This window comes from Providencia rettgeri, from assembly GCF_041075285.1.
Lineage (GTDB): Bacteria > Pseudomonadota > Gammaproteobacteria > Enterobacterales > Enterobacteriaceae > Providencia > Providencia rettgeri_G.
This window is the reverse complement of record NZ_CP163512.1, coordinates 901040-921445: the sequence shown is the minus strand read 5'-3', so window position 1 is coordinate 921445 and position 20406 is coordinate 901040. Positions and strand designations below refer to the sequence as shown.

Genomic DNA, 20406 nt, shown 5'->3' with positions numbered 1-20406 from the left:
CGGTTTTAAATCGGTTTTTTAAACTTAAAAAACACTAAAAGGAACAGAGTAATGGTGAGAAGTAAAAACTTACGCTACAGCTCCATTAATGAGTTTTTAGACGCAATTCACAAAAATCTACTGACTTCTCCCTTTCCTTCTCAATCCTCTTTAGCGGAGATGTTTAATATCAGCCGAACCACTGTTAGGCATACGATTGACTACCTTTTAGAAAAGAAAATCATTGAAAAACAAGGAAATGAATTCCATGTTATTCGCTACCCAAATAAAAATGATTTCTTTCCTGTAGAATCTAATCTTCCCGACCAACAAATCGTTTTATTCGAAAAAGCTTTTTATCAAATGATAAAAACCAAAGAACTGATGCCTGGTGACACCTTTACAGAGCTTCAATTAGCTAAAAAAAGCCATGTTAATTCCAGTGTAGTTCGTGAGTTTTTAGTTGAATTTTCTCGTTATGGACTGATTAAAAATACCCACCGTGGCAACTGGCACATGATGAAATTCTCACGTGAATATGCCGAAAAACTCTTTGAGTTTAGAGAGTTACTAGAAACAAATGCCTTAACACATTTTCTAAATTTACCCGCAGATGATCATCGTTGGATTTTAGCGAAAGAACTGCTTTTAAAACACCGCGCGCTCCGAGAAACGGTAACTATTAACTATCGGGATTTTTCACAGCTTGATTATGAATTACACAGTTTAATTCTCTCGGCAGCTAATAATCCCTTTTTTAATCAATCACTCGAAATTATTACTGTCATTTTCCATTTTCAGTACCAGTGGGATGAATCTGACTTAAAAGAAAGAAATGTGCTTGCAATTGAAGAACATATGACTATTTTAAGTGCACTAATTAGCCGTAATGATCTTGTCGCAATGAATGAACTGCGCCACCATCTAGATACCGCAAAACGAACGATGATCAGCTCGATTCAACAGACCTATGAATAAATACTGCTAGAATGAGTTTGTCCGTTAATAGTAAGGAAATATATATTTCCTTACTATTCTTATTTATTCTACTCCACTGATTTTTATTAAAAAAAACCAAGTTAATGATACATGGCTTTTCAGAACATCAAAGGAGAATCGAAAAAATTGAATACTTATCAAATTGATAGATTACCCCTATATATTTAAACTAAGGTTATATGTCGCTTTTTATTCATAAAAAACGCATTAAAAACATGAAAAAGGTATTTATTCCACAAAATTGATGCAATTAATAGTTCCTTTCCCAAAATACTTCTAGTCTGAATCCACACCAGAACATAACTACATAAAATAACTAGAGGAATGGCTATGGATAATTACCTGAACCGAAAGTCAATAGTCACGAAGCAATACCCTGAGAAAATTTTGCAATTTGGGGAAGGTAATTTTTTACGTGCATTTATTGATTGGATGATTGATCAGCTTAATGAAAAAACAGATTTCAATAGTGGTATCACCCTTGTGAGACCTATCAACTCTGTACACCCTTCAATCAATAAGCAAGACGGACTATACACTGCCATCACTAGGGGAATTAATGAAAAACAACAGCGTGTCGCTGACATTAGACTCATAAACTCAGTCAACAGAGAGATCCTCATTTATTCTGAATATGATAAGTTTATAAAGTGTGCAGAAAATCCAGAGTTGGAATGGATATTTTCTAACACAACCGAAGCGGGTATTGTGTATAACCCTGAGATTCGTTTGGAAGAAGTTCCAGCCAAAAGCTTCCCAGGTAAATTAACTCAATTTTTATTTCACCGTTTCCAATATTTTAATGGAGACCAAGAAAAAGGATTATTTATCATTCCTTGCGAGCTAATTGACTACAATGGCGAAAAACTCAAAGAGTTTGTCATTAAATATGCTCAAGATTGGTCTCTACCAAATGAGTTTATTACTTGGCTAAATGAATGTAATACCTTTTGTTCTACATTAGTGGATAGAATAGTTACAGGCTATCCTAAAAATGAAATTGAAAAATTAGAAAGTAAATTAGGCTACAAAGATGAGTTTCTTGTTACTGCCGAGCACTTCTATTTATTTGTGATACAAGGTCCCAAAATTCTAGAAGAGAAATTAAAGCTTAATTCACTCCCTTTAAATATCAAAATCGTTGATGATATTAAGCCCTATAAAGAACGTAAAGTTGCGATACTTAACGGCGCACACACATCAATGGTGCCTGTCGCTTATCTAGCTGGAATTAAAACAGTCCGGGAAGTTACTTCAAATCCAATATTCTTGGCTTATATTAAAGAGCTTATCACACAGGAAGTAATCCCTGTTTTATCTCAAGACGCTTCTGAGTTAAACCAGTTTGCTAAAGACGTTATTAACCGCTTTAATAACCCTTATATAGAGCATGAGTTATTGTCTATTTCCCTTAACTCTTTGACTAAATTTAAAACACGGCTACTGCCTCAGTTACTCTCTTATGCTCAACAGAACAATAATATTCCCTATTGCATTTCATTTTCACTCGCAGCTTTAATTGTTTTTTATCGTGGAAAGTTTAATCATCTTTCTATTCCATTGAAGGATGATGAATATTTACTTGAACGATTTAAAGCTTGGGATAGGCTTTATGATACCGATATTACACAGCTCACTTACAATGTGCTCGCTATGACTGATTTATGGGGAATAGATCTCAATCAAATAGATTCATTAGCCGAAAATATTGCCCTAAAGATAACACAGATTTTGAATAGTGGTACTCAAGCAATACTTGAAGATAGATACTCAAAATAAACAATAACTATTTAAAACAATAAATCCCCCTACAGGAGAGATTTTTATGAAACTGAACACACTAAACGGGAAGCACATTTTAGGCTTAACACTCAGCGCCCTATTTTTAATGGGCAGTATGGCTGGCACTGCTTTCGCAGAAGCTAAATATAAACTCAAAGTTGCTTACGAAAATAATCCTGGTGAACCTTTCGACTTAGCCGTTCATGAATGGGCTAAAAAATTTAATGAAAAAACTAATGGTGAAGGTGAGCTAATTCCTTACCCAAGCTCACAATTAGGCTCGAAGAAGGATGTTATCGAACAAATGAAACTGGGTAGTCCACTGATCACTCTCGCCGATGGTGCCTTCTTTTATGATTATGTTCCAGATTATGGCATTATGTTCGGTCCCTATTTAGGTTTATCCTATAAAGATATTTTTAAATTAAATGTCTCTCCTTGGTATAGCTCTTTAGAACAGCAATTAGATAAAAAGGGTCTACATGTTGTTTCTAAAGACTGGTTGTATGGTTCTCGCCATATTTTAGCAAATAAAATGGTACAAACTCCTGAAGATCTAAAAGGCCTAAAAATTCGTGTACCTAATAATAAAATACAAATTAAAGGGTTAGAAGCAATGGGTGCAACACCGACGCCATTACCTCTAGCTGAAGTTTATACTGCACTTAATCTTAAAATAATTGATGGCGCCGAAAACCCAATTCCTGTGTTATATGGGCAAAAACACCACGAAGCCGCGAAATACTTAATTTTAACTGGCCATGTTGAAAACGTCACCAACTTAGTGATGGGCAGCAAAACATACAGTAAATTACCTGAAAACATCCAACAAGCTTTAGTTGAGTCAGGTAATGAAGCCGGACAGTATTTAACTGAATTAGTCCTTAAAGAAGAAAAAGATATTATTGAAAAAATGAAAACTGAAGGAGTGACAGTAGTAGAGGTTGACCGTACTCTTTTCAAAGAAAAATCAAAACCATTCTATAATGAATTCCCTGAATGGTCTGCGGATTTATATCAACAAACACAAGATATTATTAATAACTAACCATACTGATTGGCGGTTCTACCGCCAATATTACAAATTAATAAATGGTTATTTATGACTTTCGCAAGGACCTTCTATGTTTAAATTTTTGGGGAAATTAAGTGATATCGTTTCATCTTTAGCCGTTGCAGCGATTGTCATTATCACGATTCTTGCTGTGTTTATGCGCTGGCTGTTAAATGATCCGCTAATGTGGAGCGAAGAAATTCTAATTGTTAGTTATATCTGGCTTGTCATGATTGGTGCAGCTTCCGCCGCTGGAAAAAGAATGCATGTCAGTATTGATGCGATTACTTCACTATTACCTGAAAAAATGCAACTGTTCATCGCTGTCGTAACTCACATCATGGCTATCGTTTCTTTATCTATTTTTGGCTATCTAGGCTATGAGCTCTCTATGATCGCAGAAGATAAGATCACCCCAATAATCGGCGTCTCTTATTATTACATTGACCTCTCCGTCCCTATTGGCGCATCCATTATGGTGTTATTTTCTGTTCAACATTTGTTTCAAGATATAAGCAAACTGATTAAAGGGGATAAACCATGTCAGTAGTTATCGCCTGTATTGTCTTAATTTTTTGTTTTTTAATTAATGTCCCTATTTTTTTAAGTGTATTAATCGCCTTATTAACTTATTTCTTTTCCACCGGTGATATCTCGCCATTAATTGCTGTACAACGTATTATTGGTGCTGGTGAAAACGTTACCTTACTCGCAATCCCGTTTTTTATTTTGCTAGGTAATTTGCTTAATTACACAGGGATAACAAGCCGAATGTTGAAGTTTACAGGCACATTATCTGGTCACTATCCAGGAGGCTTGGCACAGTCGAACGTTTTATTGAGCACTATGATGGGTGGGCTCTCAGCATCTAACCTTGCTGACTGCGCCATGTTGTCTAAAATGTTAGTGCCTGAAATGACCAAGTTAGGGTACGGTAAAAGCTTTTCAGCTGCGGTAACGGCTGCGGGTTCTCTAATTACGCCAATTATTCCTCCAGGTATTGCTTTAATTATTTATGGTTTTGTCGCTGACGTTTCTATTGGCAAAATGTTTATGGCTGCAATTATCCCTGGTTTAATGTGCTGTATTGCATTAATGATTGCCATTTATCTTATTGCAAAAAAGCGTGGGTATAAACCTGCTAGGGATAGAGCGCCTACATTTTCTGAAGTTTACCAAACGGGTAAAGGTGCAATGTCCGCATTTTTACTGGTATTAGTAATTATTGGCGGGATTCGGTTTGGTATTTTCACCCCAACAGAAGCAGGTGCTATCGCAGTATTATACGTCATCATTATAGGCGCCTTTTTTTACCGCGAAATGAAATTAAAAGATATTGCGGCCTCATTTTTAGAAACTGCCCGTTCAACCGCCAGCATTATGTTAATTATCATGACGTGCTCCGCTTTAGCTTGGGTTCTGACCAACGAACAAGTCGCGCAAGATGTAGCAAAAATGATGACCAGTTTTTCTGATAATCCCTATGTATTTTTAATGATCGTTAATGCTGTTTTATTAATTTTGGGAATGTTTATTGAAGGAAATGCGGCTATCATCGTACTTGTTCCATTGTTAATGCCAACTGTTAAATTGCTAGGTATTGACCCTATTCACTTTGGTATAGTTATGATACTCAATTTAGCTATTGGTTGTTTAACTCCACCAATGGGTACCGTCATGTTTGTTGCTACATCTATTACAGGTGTACGTATAGCTGACTTTATTCGTGAGGTCATGCCATTGTTCCTTGCATTAATTGTCGTTTTATTAATGGTGACCTTTATGCCTGTATTTACAACATTTTTACCCAGCTTATAAATATAATTTTTAATTGAAGTGGCTTGTCATGAAAAAACTTGCCACTTTTTTAATGATTTATTTCTTTTTTAATAAATATCAATCTATTAATTTACTTCAATAAATTAATATTGAAAATATCACTGTAGCTTATATTGATGATATTGAGTCGCAAATTGAGCAGCAAACCAGGCTATAAATACGTTATCGAATTTATAGCTTGGCAGCAGGCAGATTATCACTGAGCGGTGATCTTCGGTCGGATAAATAAAGCGGGCACCGCAAGTAACGCCATCAAATAAAATACCACGCCGTGATGGGTAGGAACGCGCTCATAAATATAACCAACAATAACCGTCAATACCGCTAAACCACCACCAGTAGCCAGCGCTGAATAGACGCCCTGCAATGGAATAATTTCATTTTCTTTACGAGCACTAATAAAGCGCATAGCTGCAAGATGACATACCGTAAACGTACCACTATGTAAAATTTGCACCACAATAAGCACAGGTAATGCGGTAAATGCCCCCATCATTCCCCAACGAATAATGCCACAAAATGCGGAAAGCAATAGTAAGTTACGTGCACTCCAGCGTCTAAATAGACGGTGGCTAAGCATAAAAACCATCACTTCAGCTACAACACCCAATGACCATAAGTTACCAATAACTAAATCGGAATAACCCGCTTCCTTCCAAAATAGAGACGCAAAACCATAATAAGCGGCATGGGCACCTTGTAATAAGGTTACACAAATTAAAAACCTCACCACATTTTTATCAGCAATCAGTTGTTTGAATGTGACTTTATTGCCATTATCCGCTTTCGCCGCTCCCGTCGGCATGATCGCAGGTTTTAACATTGCGCCAAGCAATAATGCGAGGCAACTGATTATCAAGGCAACCATAATCGACCTATGGCCCCAGACGCCCGCCAAATAGCCCATTAATGAAGAGCCAATAATAAAGGCTATCGAGCCCCATACACGGATTTTGCCATAATCAAATGTAAACTGCTTTTGCCATGTGCCAGCTAATGAGTCCCCTAACGGAACCATAGGCGCGAAAAATAAGTTAAAACCCATCATCACAAAGAGTAGCCATGCCCAGTGGGAGCCAAAGGAAAAAGCAATTGAAAAAATTAAAGAAGAAGCTGCCAATAACCGTATTGCGGTGATTAACTTAGAAGGCTCTTTAACTAATGGTGTGATAAACATCGCCCCCAAAAAACGAGCCGCTAAACCAACCCCAAGCAAAACGCCTATCATTTCAGCATCAATACCCTCACCTTGTAGCCAAACAGACCAAAATGGTAAGAAAATACTGTATGCAAAAAAGTAGGTAAAATAATCAATTGCTAGCCAGCGCGTTGATGGAATGACCATCATTCCTCCCTTTTTTTCAATGCAAAAAACCCGCTTATACTTAACAGTAGAAGCGGGTTTAGGTAACTAAACCTGGTTATATTATGCGTAAACTGGGTATTTTTTGCAGATTGCTAATACTTTTTGTTTCACGCTCTCAATGGTCGCTTCGTCATTGAGGTTGTCTAGAATATCACACATCCAGCCAGCTAGCTCGCGTGCTTCAGCTTCTTTAAAACCGCGACGAGTGATCGCAGGAGAACCGATGCGAACCCCTGAAGTCACAAATGGGCTCTTCGGATCGTTTGGTACGCTGTTTTTGTTCACCGTGATATTAGCACGACCCAGCGCAGCATCAGCGTCTTTACCTGTGATATCTTTGTCAACTAGATCAACTAAGAATAAGTGGTTTTCAGTGCCACCAGAAACAACTTTATAGCCACGTTGTTGGAAAACTTCCACCATTGCTTTCGCATTTTTCGCAACTTGTTGTTGGTACACTTTGAACTCAGGTTCCATAGCTTCTTTCAGGGCTACCGCTTTACCTGCAATCACATGCATTAAAGGACCACCTTGGGAGCCTGGGAATACCGCAGAGTTGATTTTTTTGTACAGCTCTTCATCCCCCCCTTTCGCGAGGATCAAACCACCGCGTGGACCCGCTAACGTTTTGTGCGTCGTTGTTGTCACAACGTGAGCGTGTGGAACTGGGTTTGGATAAACACCGGCTGCAATCAGACCTGCCACATGCGCCATATCTACAAATAAGTAAGCATTGATGCTATCTGCGATTTCACGCATTTTAGCCCAATCAACCACGCCTGAGTATGCTGAGAAACCACCGATAATCATTTTGGGTTTATGTTTTTCAGCTTGCGCTTTGATATCGTCGTAGTCAATTTTGCCGCTTTCATCGATTCCGTAAGGAACGATATTGTACAATTTACCTGAGAAGTTGACTGGGGAGCCGTGAGTTAAGTGACCACCATGAGCTAAGTTCATCCCCAATACTGTGTCACCTGGTTGTAACAGCGCCATGTAAACTGCCGCATTCGCTTGTGAACCTGAATGTGGCTGCACGTTTGCGTAGTCTGCACCGAATAATTCTTTTGCACGGTCAATCGCTAATTGTTCAACCACATCAACATACTCACAACCGCCGTAATAGCGTTTGCCCGGGTACCCTTCTGCATATTTATTGGTTAGCTGAGAACCTTGAGCCTGCATGACTCGTGGACTGGTATAGTTTTCAGAAGCAATTAATTCAATGTGCTCTTCTTGACGTTGTACTTCTTGCTCCATTGCTTCCCATAATTGTGGATCATAGTCTGCAATATTCATTTCACGCTTTAACATTCACTTCTCCTGCCTCAGCAATTCAATAGGTTGACAATCAATTCATCGCAATAGCACACAGTGTAAACTCTTTTTCGCTCTTGAGATAGCCCTAAACAAAAAATATACGCAAACGATTGCATTATTTTTTTTCACCTTATTATCATCACTTCACCTCATTATAAAATAGCTCATATATCAAATTTTGACGTAGGAATATCTGCTATTGCGAGCCCCTTCTCATTATGTGCCTACTTTTGCCCTATTTTATCTGTTTACGTCTTTACATATACCCTTAAATATTATAAGTTGTATTTAAAATACATGTTTATAAATAAGCGTTATGTCTCTCAAAAAAAGTGGCTTTTTTCACAGTTAAATTTAGCTATTACAATGAAAAATAAGTATTTTATTTTTTGATAGCTCAACGAAAACTCAAGAATGCTTCCCAACTGAGAACATGAAATTAATTCAGGAGCACCTGTATGTTAGACAGCCAAACCATCGCGATTGTTAAATCAACCATTCCAGCTATCGCCGCGACTGGGCCAAAACTCACTGCACATTTTTATGACAGAATGTTTAAACAACATCCTGAATTAAAAGATATTTTTAATATGACTCACCAAGCTAATGGCGCGCAACGCGAAGCATTGTTTAACGCAATTTGCGCCTATGCGGTACATATCGAAACCCCAGAAGCATTAATTTCTGCCGTTGAAAAAATCGCCCAAAAACACGCTAGTTTGAATATTAAACCTGAACATTACCCAATCGTCGGTGAAAATTTACTGGCGGCCATTGATGAATTGCTCAATCCTGGCCAAGAAGTGCTTGATGCTTGGGGCAAAGCTTACGGAGTGTTAGCTAACATTTTTATTGATCGTGAAGCTTCAATCTACCAAGAAAATGCAGATAAAATAGGGGGCTGGGCAGGTTTACGCGAATTTAAACTGAAGCAAAAACAACAGCAAAGTGATGTTATCACCAGTTTTGAGTTCGTCCCTGTTGATGGAGAACCCGTGGCTCACTACCGTCCAGGTCAATACATTACGATTTATATCAATCATAAAGGGTTTGCTAACCAAGAAATTCGCCAATACTCTCTAACGACAGCACCGAATGGGCAAAGTTACCGTATTGCAGTGAAACGCGAAGACCAAGGTGCAGTGTCGAATTTCTTACACCAACAGATCAATGAAGGGGACAGTGTTTATTTAGCACCACCATGTGGCGACTTCTTTATTGATGTCGATAATCAAACGCCAGTAACGTTGATTTCAGCAGGTGTTGGTCTAACCCCTATGTTAAGTATGCTAAATCACCTCACACAGCAAGGTCATGATGCAACCATCAATTGGCTACATGCCGCGGAAAATGGTGCAGTTCATGCATTTCGCCACGAAATCCAACAATTGATGGCACAACAAAAAGCAGGGCATTGTGCAATTTGGTTTAATCAGCCGCGTGACAGCGACCGTCTTGGATTTGATTATCAATATGAAGGATTGATGGATTTACAAAAAGTGCGCGAATGGATTGACCAGCCGAATATGCAGTTCTATTTCTGTGGCCCAGTTGGCTTCATGCAGCATATTGGCCAACAATTAATTTCAATGGGGATTAATGAAAATGCAATTCATTATGAGTGTTTTGGTCCTCATAAAGTGCTGACACTCAACTAATAGCTAAAAAATGCGCTTCCCATAAGAAGCGCATTTCCAAAAACGTATCAGTAAAAAGAAACTGCTTTAATGGTGGTGTATTTGATATTCTCGCAATTTAGCGGTAGCGGACTCGCATAATAAGATACACTGTTCTAATCCCATTCCTGTGTATCTTCCGTTACCGCCTTTTCACTCAATGAGTTAAATTGCTTCTTCGTCTTGCTCACCAGTACGGATACGGATAACACGAGCGACATCGTAAACAAAGATTTTGCCATCACCGATTTTACCTGTCTGTGCCGTTTGCATAATGGTTTCAACGCAGTTTTCCACAATATCGTCAGGCACTACAATTTCAATTTTTACTTTCGGTAAAAAGTCGACCATATATTCTGCACCGCGGTACAGTTCGGTATGCCCTTTTTGGCGACCAAACCCTTTCACCTCAGTGACAGTCATCCCAGTGATCCCAACTTCCGCAAGCGCTTCACGAACATCATCAAGTTTAAATGGCTTTATAATTGCATCAATTTTTTTCATAAATAGTTCCTGTTATGACCAGTTTTTGCGGCCAAAACCTGAGGTGATCGGATAACGGCGATCTTTACCAAAATTCCGCATAGTAATACGCGGCCCAACAGGTGCTTGTCGGCGTTTATATTCGTTAAGATCCACCAAACGCACCACTTTGCGGACAACGTCTTTATCAAAACCTAACTTGATAAGGTCATTAACCGATAAATCTTTTTCAACATAGCCTTCTAAGATCGCATCTAAAATATCGTAAGGTGGCAAGCTATCTTGGTCTAGCTGACCTGGCGCAAGCTCCGCTGATGGTGGCCTATCAATCACACGCTGTGGGATAGCTGGCGAAAGCGTATTACGGTATTTTGCTAATTCGAAAACCAGTGTTTTTGGCACGTCTTTTAATACATCAAAGCCACCTGCCATATCACCATACAGGGTTGAGTAACCCACTGCGGATTCACTCTTATTGCTGGTTGTTAGGACTAAACGGCGGCGCTTGTTAGACATCGCCATTAGGATAACAGCACGGCAGCGCGCTTGTAAGTTTTCTTCAGTAGTATCAACCGCAGTACCTTCAAACATAGGGCTTAATTGCGCCATGAATGAATCAAACATCGGTTCAATGGAGACAATATCAAATTCCACACCTAATAGTTCGGCCTGTTCTTTGGCATCATGAATGCTCATTTCTGATGTATAACGAAACGGCATCATAACGGCTTGCACTCGCTCTTTACCAATCGCGTCGACTGCAATTGCCACCGTTAAGCCTGAATCAATCCCACCAGATAACCCTAAGATAGCGCCATTGAAACCATTTTTATTGATATAATCACGCGTCGACATCACTAAGGCTTGGTATACCTGTGCAACGGGGTCATTTTCAATAAACACCCCACCTTCAGTGACCAACGCCAGCTCATCAAATTGTACCGTAACAACCTGCTCTTTAAATTCAGCTAATTTGTAAGTTTGCTTGCCTTTATTCGCAATAACTTTAGAGCCACCATCAAAGACTAATTCATCTTGCCCACCGACTTGGTTAAGGTAAACAATAGGCATATGTGTACGTTGGCAATGATCAACCAGTAAGTCGCTACGCATATGTTCTTTATGAATATCATACGGAGATGCATTGATAGTTAATAATAACTCAGCCCCAGCACCTTTTACCGCATCTACAGGTTCGTCATACCAAATGTCTTCACAAATCAACAAACCTAATTGATACCCCTTAAACTCCACCACACAGGTTTTTTCTGCTGCGGTAAAGTAACGCGGCTCATCAAAGACACCATAGTTTGGCAATTCTTGTTTAAAATAGCGGGCGTGCAGTTTTCCTTGATAAAAGAAGGAAAGTGCGTTGAATATTTCATCCCCTTCGTACCAAGGGTGACCGACAATAATCGCCGTTTCTGTACTGGCCTTTTGTAGGCGGCCAAGTTGAGCCACACATCTGTCTTCAAAATCTGCGCGGAAAATTAAATCTTCAGGCGGATAACCTGTCAGAGACAGTTCTGAAAACATCACAATATCGGTGTGTGGGGCTTGTTCACTCACCACTTGCAACATACGATCACAGTTACCTTCGATGTCACCGACTAACCAATTGAGTTGTGCGAGTGAAATATTAAGCTTACGGCTCATAACGTGTTTCTTCTCCCGAAGCGTGAATATGGATCACCTTATTCCACGTGGATTATATAGGTGAATAATATAAATTATTCTTTAAAGTCATTAGCTTCCAAATCGTGGCGGCCAAGTAATTTATAAAACTCTGTACGATTTCGCCCTGCCATTCGGGCAGCTTGAGTCACGTTGCCTTTCGTCATTTGCAATAACTTACGCAAATAGTTCAATTCAAATTGATTACGCGCTTCAACAAAGGTTGGCAGTGCAGTATTTTCACCTTGTAACGCTTGACTAACAAGGGCTTCGCTAATCACAGGAGATGTGGTTAATGCCACACATTGTTCAATTACGTTAACCAATTGGCGAACGTTACCTGGCCAACTGGCTGTCATTAGGCATTTCATCGCATCACTTGAAAAACTGCGCACAAAAGGCTTATGACGTGATGCAGACTCTCGCAATAAATGATTTGCCAGTAATGGAATATCTTCTGCACGCTCGTTCAGTGCTGGAATGCGTAAATTAACCACATTCAGACGGTAATAGAGATCTTCACGAAACTCGTTTTTTTCCATCGCTTTCGGTAAATTACGGTGTGTTGCAGATAAAATACGCACGTCGATGTCTAAATCTCGGTTACTCCCTAACGGACGCACTTTACGCTCTTGCAACACGCGCAATAATTTTACCTGCAAAGGCATTGGCATATCACCAATTTCATCAAGAAACAGCGTGCCGCCACTTGCAGCAAAAAACAGCCCTTCTCGATTACTCACAGCGCCTGTAAAGGCCCCTTTCGCATGACCAAATAATTCAGACTCTAACAGTTGTTCTGGTAACGCCCCACAATTGATGGCAATAAAGGGTTTGCGAGCTCGTGGGCTAGCCTTATGGATCGCTTGTGCTAAAACCTCTTTACCCGTTCCACTTTGCCCGTTGATCAGCACACTGACATCCGATTGCGCCACCATATGAGCCTGTTCGAGAAGGCGGATCATTAAGGGGCTACGAGTGACTATCCCTGAGCTCCACTCTTCATCACTCATCGGTGAAGACGATAACGCTAACGCATCATCGATAGCTTTATATAATGCGTCTTTATCCACAGGTTTGGTTAAAAAGCTAAACACCCCTCGTTGAGTCGCTGCAACAGCGTCTGGGATTGAACCATGGGCAGTCAAAATAATGACTGGCATATTGGGATGGGCTTTTTGAATTTCATCAAATAGCGCCATTCCATCCATTTCATCCATGCGCAAGTCGCTTATCACCAAATCCAACTTTTCTTTTTGTAAGATTTTGAGTGCTTCAGGGCCACTTTCAGCGGTGGTGACTTTAAACCCTTCGCTGCTTAACCGCATCCCAAGTAACTTAAGTAAACTTGGATCGTCATCAACCAACAGTAAATTTGCTGACTTACGGTTTGTCATTATTTCGCGTTCTCCGATGAAGGTTGTTCTACAGGAGGCTCTGCGGGTTTTACCGCTTCAGTCGAGGTCGCTTTATCGCCTTCAACAACACTTTCGACTTCTTTTTCCGTTTCATTGGTGCTTTTTTTCCGTGAGGACAGTTGGCGCTCAATGTCTGTTAAATTTTCTAGTTTACGCGATGTTGTATTCAGCTCAAAAGCCAGCTTAGCATTCTCCTCTTTTAAGCGATCTAGCTTAGTGTCCATTTCTTGTTGTAGACGTTTATAACGCGCACCTGCATCTGATAGGTTAATAATTTGCACTTGTTGCTCACGCCACAACTGTAACAATGGGCGTACAGCTGTTGGAAAACTTAGGCTATAGGTATTAATGCTATCGAGCATTTTACGACGTTCCGCAATCGTCGGGTCGGCTGAGTTCAACAAAATATTTTGTTGAAATGCATCTGACCAGTTCATTACCTCTATTTTGCTCGCTTTTTCACGGGCTTGCGTGGTTTCAGTACGATCGGCGCAGTCCATCATGCGCAACCAAAATAGCGCATTCTCACGAGCGGTAGGTTGATCATTTTCCCAAATCGTATCACATGATGCATAGCGATAATCCGTCACTCGCACCTCAGGCACAACCGCTTGCGCCAATGTTTCCAGTGGTGATTGACCATTTTTTGTTACACATCCACTGAGAATAAAGGTAAAGAACAGCGCCCCAAAACTCAGCCCTGTTCGTCTCATCACGAAAGGGGCTCTTTGATTAAGTTTATATGACAGTGCCTTATGGTAAAGCACCGATAAAAAATCTGTAGACCGATTGACCATTATTCATTCTCTGCTGTTAGCGGCAGTTCAATTCTAAAACAGACATCTGCTGATTTTGATGGGACTAATGAAAGTTCTCCACCCATTTGTTTGATACAATCTTGTGCAATACTCAGCCCCAACCCACTTCCTTTTACTGCCCCTTTTCGTTGTAAAGAGCCTTGGTAAAAGGGCTCAAAAATCATGCTTTGTTCAGATTCGGGAATTGGCGTACCTGTATTCGCGACTTCAATCAGTAGTTTATTGTCCGTTTGACGACTCGTGATCCAAATATTACCTGATTCGCCGCCATAGTGCACCGCATTGGAGTAGATATTATCAATTACACGTCCAAGCAGGGTTGGCTCCGCTAAACAACTTTCCACTTTTAAACGCACGTCTGTTTTAATGTTTTTGGCTCGTGCAGGTAAATTGTGGGCATTGACAATATCTTCAATCAGTTTTTGTAAGTCGACTAACTGGGCTTCTGGAGGGTCATCGACTAATTTACGATTATAATCGAGTAGCTGTTCAATAAGTTGCTGAAGATGCTTACTACTGTGATCAAGAATGTCGACAACTTCTTTTTGTGAGGCTGTTAAGGGGCCTGCAACTTCATCAGCTAGCAATTCGGTACCTTCTCGCATACTGGCTAACGGTGTTTTTAACTCATGGGAAATATGGCGTAGAAACTCATGGCGTTGAGACTCTAGCCAAGCTAAGCGTTCACTTAACCAGATAATACGCTGGGCAATGGTGCGCAGCTCTCTCGGCCCTTTAAAACGTTCAATATTACTCGCAAGCGTTCGCCCTGTACCGAGCCGATTAATCATTCGCTCAATGACTTTGACTGGACCAATAATCATTCGCGTAAATAAAGTCACCAGTAATGCACTCAGTAAGAACAAAATCAAACTCTGCCAACCAAATAGTTGGCCTTTATTTGCGATTGCTTTTTGCAGTTGTTCCCCACGACTAAAAATCACATCGCGCGTTTCTTGCACAAGTGCAGTATTTTCTGCCGAAAATTGTTCTAACGCTTGAGTCACTTGGGCGGTAGGCTCATTATTTTCGCAAGTCACTGTTTTAAGCTGTGCCAGTGTTGCGATCAGTTTTGAGGTATCCGAGGTTTGCGGCAAGATCGTTTTTTGCCGTTCAAACATTTGTTGATAGTCAGCAAATTGCTTTTGGTATTGCGTTTGTAATGTGGCATCTTGCAATACACAATATTGCCGATAGCTTCGTTCCATTTCCAACGCGAGACTACTCATTACCTCACTGCGCCTTGCATCAAGTAAGGTAGTTTTATTGATATTTGCGGCTTGGTTACTCAGTTGTTCTAAGCTTTGATACGCTTGATATGCCAAAACTAATAAAGGCAGCAAAACAAGCCAAAATGCCATTACAACCAGTTGACGCAAGGAACGCGGGAAAAAACGCCATTTGCTCAATACATTCATCTCATACCCATTAAACGTATTTCAATGGTAGCAGAACTCGCTCCTCCACGAAAAGGTGAATTCGGGTTCTGAATGCCATAGCATAAAAATCAGACTAAGTATAACTAAATGGCTGCAATGAACGTGCCAGTTTATTGTATAAAAACGTGTATTTTCAGTGGGGTATATTCTACGGGGAAACAGATGATTAAGAAGGTTGGGAGTTAAGTATTATTGCAGAACTTGATTGCTTAAGGTTATTTATTCAATATCCCTAACTATTCGGATTGCAACTGAGCCTAAATAGCAGCACGGTGATTCGCAGTAGGGCCTAAAAAACAGGAAGGCGGGATAAAGTATTGAGCTTTACCCCGCCAGCGATAACAACTTCTAGACTGCTTTTATATAATTATGTCTTTACATTAAAGATAATTATATAGGTGGTGCCTCACTCCACGTGTCGCCCTGTGTTTGATAAGGCCCGAAGGCGAATATCTGTGCTGTTGGACGGTAGGCACCTTACTTTGGCGTCATTCTTAGTTTATGTGGTATGTACCCAACTAATTTTGGACCTACATAAGAAGTTGAATGAGCAACTGCCTATTATTATGCACAAGGCGTGCCAACTTTTCAAGTTGATTTTTATTTGATTGAATATTAAAGATATTTATTTTTCAGCTAACCAATTCGCTGCTTGCACACAGTGAAAAAGTTTATCTCTTTTTCTATATTGTCGCCAATTTAAGACACTCAAACACTTCATTTTTTTCTTCCTTATTAATCAATGAGATAAATGTCTCCAATTGGCGACAGTTCAAATAGCTGTCTGTCGCTTATTTTATACACCTAAACAAAACCTCTCATTTTTCTCTCTTTTTAATCTAAACCACAAGATATGATTAATTAAAAATATTGTTGTTAATTGAAATAATAACAATGTAAACACTTTAACAGCTAAAGCAATTAAATCGTTTGATATCAATTTAATAGAAATGCATTTACTCTAATAATTATTAATTTGCATATTTTGAAAATATGCCAAATACTTTAATTTTAATAAACTTTTATTCCCCAAAAAAATAGGACGTGATATGAACGCTGCTTCAACGATTTTAAATCAAACAGAAAATATGGATGCCGCTATTCGTGTTATTGAAAAAGCCACTGGCTACATGTTTCAAGCTGCTTTAAGAGCATCCGTCAAATTAAACATCGCCGAATATTTAAAAGATGGCCCTAAAACATCAAGTGAGTTAGCAAAAATAATTGGCGGAAAACCGAAGGTTATCCATAAAACACTCAGAATATTAACGACGCACGGGATATTTAAAATTCAAGACGATTTACGTTTTGCCTTAACGCCTGAAGCTGAGTTTTTACTTTCTGATCATCCTTACTCCTTACGCCAAGCGGTACTTATGCTGACGGATAAGACTTTTTGGATGCCTATCTATGATCTTGATCAGATCATTCTTGGCAAACCCGTATTTAAAGATATGTTTAACGCTTCCTTCTTTGAATACTGGAAAAAAAATGTTCACTTATCGGATAACTTTGATGTGGGTATGTCTTCCATGTCACGAGTTGAAAATAGATACGTTGTTGACGCATATGATTTTCCAGAAAACATCGTGATTGCGGATATCGCAGGAGGCTTAGGCTCATTGCTCTTTGAAGTATTAAAAAATAACCCAACCACTAAAGGTATTCTGTTTGATCAGCCTCATGTTCTTCAACAAACAATACTACCTCAACTAGGTGATGATTCTCGCTGGAGCACTTACCCAGGGTCATTCTTCGAAAAATGCCCTGAGGCAGATATTTATTTACTTAAGTACATTACTCACGACTGGCCAGAAGATAACGTGGTTGAAATATTAAAAACCATTCGTCGCGCCATGAAACCGACTTCAAAATTGTTGATTATTGACTGTATTGTCGCTGATGATAACAAACCAAATATCGGTAATGATATTGATTTGATTTGTTTAAGTCTCTCACCTGAAGGTGGCGAACATACTATCAAGGAGTTTGAGACTCTCTTAAACAATGCAGATCTTAAACTTAACAAAATCATTAACACGCACTCTCATATTTATATTCTTGAAGCACTACCTATGTAACTTAAGCAATCATTATAGCCACCCGCATGACGGGTGGTTTTATGTTTAAGACACTAACACGACTTAACCGAGCTAAAGCCATAATCAAAAATAGTTACCTTCGGCTACCACCGATTAATAGTATGCTTGTCACCAAATACATTTCTGATATACATCAGAATTCTCTACCTTATCCCTAGCTTATCCTTTCTCATCTTGATATAAGATTGCTCAATCCCCTACTCATCACAGAATATAACAATATGATAAAAATAGCCTTAGTTGATGACCATATTGTTGTGCGCTCTGGTTTCGCACAATTATTGACCCTCGAGCCGGATATTAGCGTTGTTGGGCAATACGCTAATGCCCAAGAAGCTTGGCCTAATCTCCTTAATTTAGAGATTGATGTCGCTATCATGGATATCTCAATGCCAGATGAAAATGGCTTGCAGCTTTTATCTCGCCTACGCCAGAAAAAACCTGACTTTAGAACGATTATTCTCAGCATCTATGATACCCCCGCTTTTGTGCAAAGCGCTTTAGACGCAGGGGCAAGCGCTTATTTAACTAAACGCTGTGGACCGGAAGAATTAGTGCAAGCCGTACGCTCTGTTTACCAAGGAGGCTGTTACCTGTGTGCTGATGCAATGCGAGCCCTGCGCCATTCGCCGCAACAGCAATCAGGCTTGCAAGAATTGACACCTAGGGAACGGGAGGTTTTTGACCTATTAGTGGCAGGCCTTAGCGTTAAAGCTATTGCCGAACAGCTCGAACTTAGCCATAAAACAGTCCATGTACATCGCGCTAATGTGCTAGGCAAATTGCAATGCGAAAACACCATCGACCTTGTGCATTACGCCCTCGAGCATAACCTCATTTCAAGGTCATGATGGCATGAGTAAAAGCCTGCGTCTTACACTTCAATCCCTCTTTTTGCTCTTTACCTATTCTTTATTATGGATTGGGTTGTGGATCATTGGCTTTTATCTAAGCGAAAATAGTTTTCAAGCAACGCTATTTTTACCCCAAGGGCTACGCTTGGCCTTAATGATCATTTTGTGGCGACGCTATTGGCCTACCCTGTTACTTAGCGAAGGGCTGCTAAATGTTTGGTTATCCGGGGAGCAACTGCTTTTCCAACCGATGTTGTTGCTGTCCCCTCTATTAAGCCTTGGCGTGGCTTTTATTATTCAAGATATTTGGTGGCGTTACACCTTATATTGGCAACGTTTATTATTATTGCTGGCTGGCGTGGCCGCTAACAGTGTGCTACATGCGCTATTGTTTGGCTGGTTATCCGCTTATTCCATTAGCCAACTCTTTTTAACGACATTCACTGGAGGAATATTACTTTCTCCATTTGTTTATCTTATCTATGAATACCTACATGAGCAGCACTATCAAATGCTGCTCGATTATGGCACTCCCGATAAGCAATTACGCACTTCATTGATTGTTTGGTGCTTTTTATTTTGTGTGGTAGGACTCAGCGCTCAAGTCTTTTTTGCACCTGAAATAGAACGTTTGATTGTTTTATTGGTTTTTATTCCGAATGTATTTATGGCTTACCGCTATGGCTGGCAAGGTGGCGTGCTTTCAGCGTTATTAGGCAGTTTAATCATTACTTTTGCACGGCAATTTCATGGTGCCTTCGCAGATTTAGAAGAACTGGAAATGTTCCTCAGTACTCAAGCCTTGATTGGTATTGGGTTAGGGATCGCAATTAGCCGACAAAAACAACTTGCGAGTAACTTACAGCGTTATCGTCAACGCTTAGAACAAGAGCTAAAAGCACGACGTGATCTGATGCGTCAGTTAGTTCATACAGAAGAAGACATTAAAAAAGCCATTGCCCGCGAATTGCACGATGAGATCGGGCAAAATATTACGGCGATACAAATCCAATCCATGTTAGTGAAGAAAACCGCAGCGGATCCATTAAGCCATCACGCAGCAAGCCAAATTAATGAGCTAGCTCAGCAAATTCACCAATCGACACGCCAACTGTTACGCCAATTACGCCCGCCCGTTTTGGATGAAATGTCCCTTGAAAATGCACTCACCCATTTGATCACAGAATTTTCGTTTGCTGAAAATAATATTCAATGCCACTTTCGTTACGCTCTGCAAGAAACACCGGTCAACGAAACTGTTTTGTTTACTTTATATCGCCTTGTGCAGGAATTACTTAACAATATCAGTAAGCATGCAAAAGCCACACAGATCCACATTTCACTTGAACAAAAGGGTGACTCGATCCAGCTTATTGTCGATGATAACGGCGTGGGTATTCCTTTTAGCAAACGCACCAGTGGCTTTGGTTTGCGGGGTATTGAGGAGCGCGTTAGAGCCCTTGGCGGAGACTGGACGCTCACGGCACAAAATGGGACGCAAATAATTGTTAACTTGCCCACATTTTGAGATAAAACATCGCAAAACTAGGAATTATTCCTAGCCCTCTAATACCTTCTCTCATCCCTTTTGTTAAAAATTTGA

16 protein-coding genes are annotated in these 20406 nt (G+C 39.9%); 9 read left to right on the top strand and 7 right to left on the bottom strand.

Annotation, left to right across the window (positions count from 1 at the left end; all coding sequences use genetic code 11):
* Positions 1-51 precede the first annotated feature (51 nt).
* The 5 genes from AB6N04_RS04170 to AB6N04_RS04150 all read left to right on the top strand — a co-directional run bounded on the left by AB6N04_RS04170 (position 52) and on the right by AB6N04_RS04150 (position 5632).
* Positions 52-957: an FCD domain-containing protein gene (locus tag AB6N04_RS04170; protein WP_369310665.1), complete on the top strand. Its 906-nt coding sequence runs from the start codon at positions 52-54 to the stop codon at positions 955-957.
* 345 nt (positions 958-1302) lie between these two features.
* Positions 1303-2757 (top strand): tagaturonate reductase, encoded by a 1455-nt coding sequence (locus AB6N04_RS04165; protein ID WP_369310664.1) that lies wholly within the window; start codon positions 1303-1305, stop codon positions 2755-2757.
* Positions 2758-2803: 46 nt separating this feature from the next.
* Positions 2804-3808 (top strand): C4-dicarboxylate TRAP transporter substrate-binding protein, encoded by a 1005-nt coding sequence (locus tag AB6N04_RS04160; RefSeq protein WP_369310663.1) that lies wholly within the window; start codon positions 2804-2806, stop codon positions 3806-3808.
* A 76-nt stretch (positions 3809-3884) separates the two neighbouring features.
* The gene (locus AB6N04_RS04155) at positions 3885-4364 is read left to right on the top strand and encodes a TRAP transporter small permease (RefSeq protein ID WP_369310662.1); all 480 of its coding nucleotides are present in this window, start codon (positions 3885-3887) and stop codon (positions 4362-4364) included.
* Entirely contained in the window at positions 4355-5632 is a 1278-nt protein-coding gene (locus tag AB6N04_RS04150; protein ID WP_369310661.1) for a TRAP transporter large permease, read from the top strand. Before AB6N04_RS04155 ends, AB6N04_RS04150 begins: the two co-directional genes overlap by 10 nt.
* A 217-nt stretch (positions 5633-5849) precedes the next feature.
* On the opposite strand, the gene AB6N04_RS04145 is transcribed toward AB6N04_RS04150, so the two are convergent.
* Together AB6N04_RS04145 and glyA are read right to left on the bottom strand one after the other, a co-directional pair.
* Entirely contained in the window at positions 5850-6998 is a 1149-nt protein-coding gene (locus AB6N04_RS04145; protein ID WP_369311965.1) for a 3-phenylpropionate MFS transporter, read from the bottom strand.
* A gap of 81 nt (positions 6999-7079) precedes the next feature.
* A complete protein-coding gene (gene glyA, locus AB6N04_RS04140; RefSeq protein WP_369310660.1) occupies positions 7080-8333 on the bottom strand; it encodes a serine hydroxymethyltransferase in 1254 nt (417 codons plus the stop codon).
* 464 nt (positions 8334-8797) lie between these two features.
* Here glyA and hmpA point away from each other — a divergent pair, with 464 nt between their 5' ends.
* Positions 8798-9997 carry an NO-inducible flavohemoprotein gene (hmpA, locus tag AB6N04_RS04135; protein WP_369310659.1) on the top strand — a complete coding sequence of 400 codons (1200 nt, stop codon included), beginning with the start codon at positions 8798-8800 and terminating at the stop codon, positions 9995-9997.
* Between the two features lie 183 nt (positions 9998-10180).
* Here the strand turns inward: hmpA and glnB are convergent, their stop codons facing one another.
* The 5 genes from glnB to AB6N04_RS04110 all read right to left on the bottom strand — a co-directional run bounded on the left by glnB (position 10181) and on the right by AB6N04_RS04110 (position 15826).
* Positions 10181-10519: a nitrogen regulatory protein P-II gene (gene glnB / locus AB6N04_RS04130; RefSeq protein WP_004912721.1), complete on the bottom strand. Its 339-nt coding sequence runs from the start codon at positions 10517-10519 to the stop codon at positions 10181-10183.
* Between the two features lie 12 nt (positions 10520-10531).
* Positions 10532-12154, bottom strand: a complete 1623-nt coding sequence (locus AB6N04_RS04125) for an NAD+ synthase (protein ID WP_369310658.1) — start codon at positions 12152-12154, stop codon at positions 10532-10534.
* A 74-nt stretch (positions 12155-12228) separates the two neighbouring features.
* Positions 12229-13569: a two-component system response regulator GlrR gene (gene glrR, locus AB6N04_RS04120; protein ID WP_369310657.1), complete on the bottom strand. Its 1341-nt coding sequence runs from the start codon at positions 13567-13569 to the stop codon at positions 12229-12231.
* Entirely contained in the window at positions 13569-14303 is a 735-nt protein-coding gene (gene qseG, locus AB6N04_RS04115; protein WP_369311962.1) for a two-component system QseEF-associated lipoprotein QseG, read from the bottom strand. Before qseG ends, glrR begins: the two co-directional genes overlap by 1 nt.
* Before the next feature lie 83 nt (positions 14304-14386).
* A complete protein-coding gene (locus tag AB6N04_RS04110; protein WP_369310656.1) occupies positions 14387-15826 on the bottom strand; it encodes a sensor histidine kinase in 1440 nt (479 codons plus the stop codon).
* 1070 nt (positions 15827-16896) lie between these two features.
* Here AB6N04_RS04110 and AB6N04_RS04105 point away from each other — a divergent pair.
* From AB6N04_RS04105 to AB6N04_RS04095, 3 genes are all read left to right on the top strand, one after another.
* Positions 16897-17928 carry an ArsR family transcriptional regulator gene (locus tag AB6N04_RS04105; RefSeq protein ID WP_369310655.1) on the top strand — a complete coding sequence of 344 codons (1032 nt, stop codon included), beginning with the start codon at positions 16897-16899 and terminating at the stop codon, positions 17926-17928.
* A gap of 242 nt (positions 17929-18170) precedes the next feature.
* Entirely contained in the window at positions 18171-18800 is a 630-nt protein-coding gene (locus tag AB6N04_RS04100) for a response regulator (protein WP_369310654.1), read from the top strand.
* A gap of 4 nt (positions 18801-18804) precedes the next feature.
* Positions 18805-20331, top strand: a complete 1527-nt coding sequence (locus tag AB6N04_RS04095; RefSeq protein ID WP_369310653.1) for an MASE1 domain-containing protein — start codon at positions 18805-18807, stop codon at positions 20329-20331.
* Positions 20332-20406 lie beyond the last annotated feature (75 nt).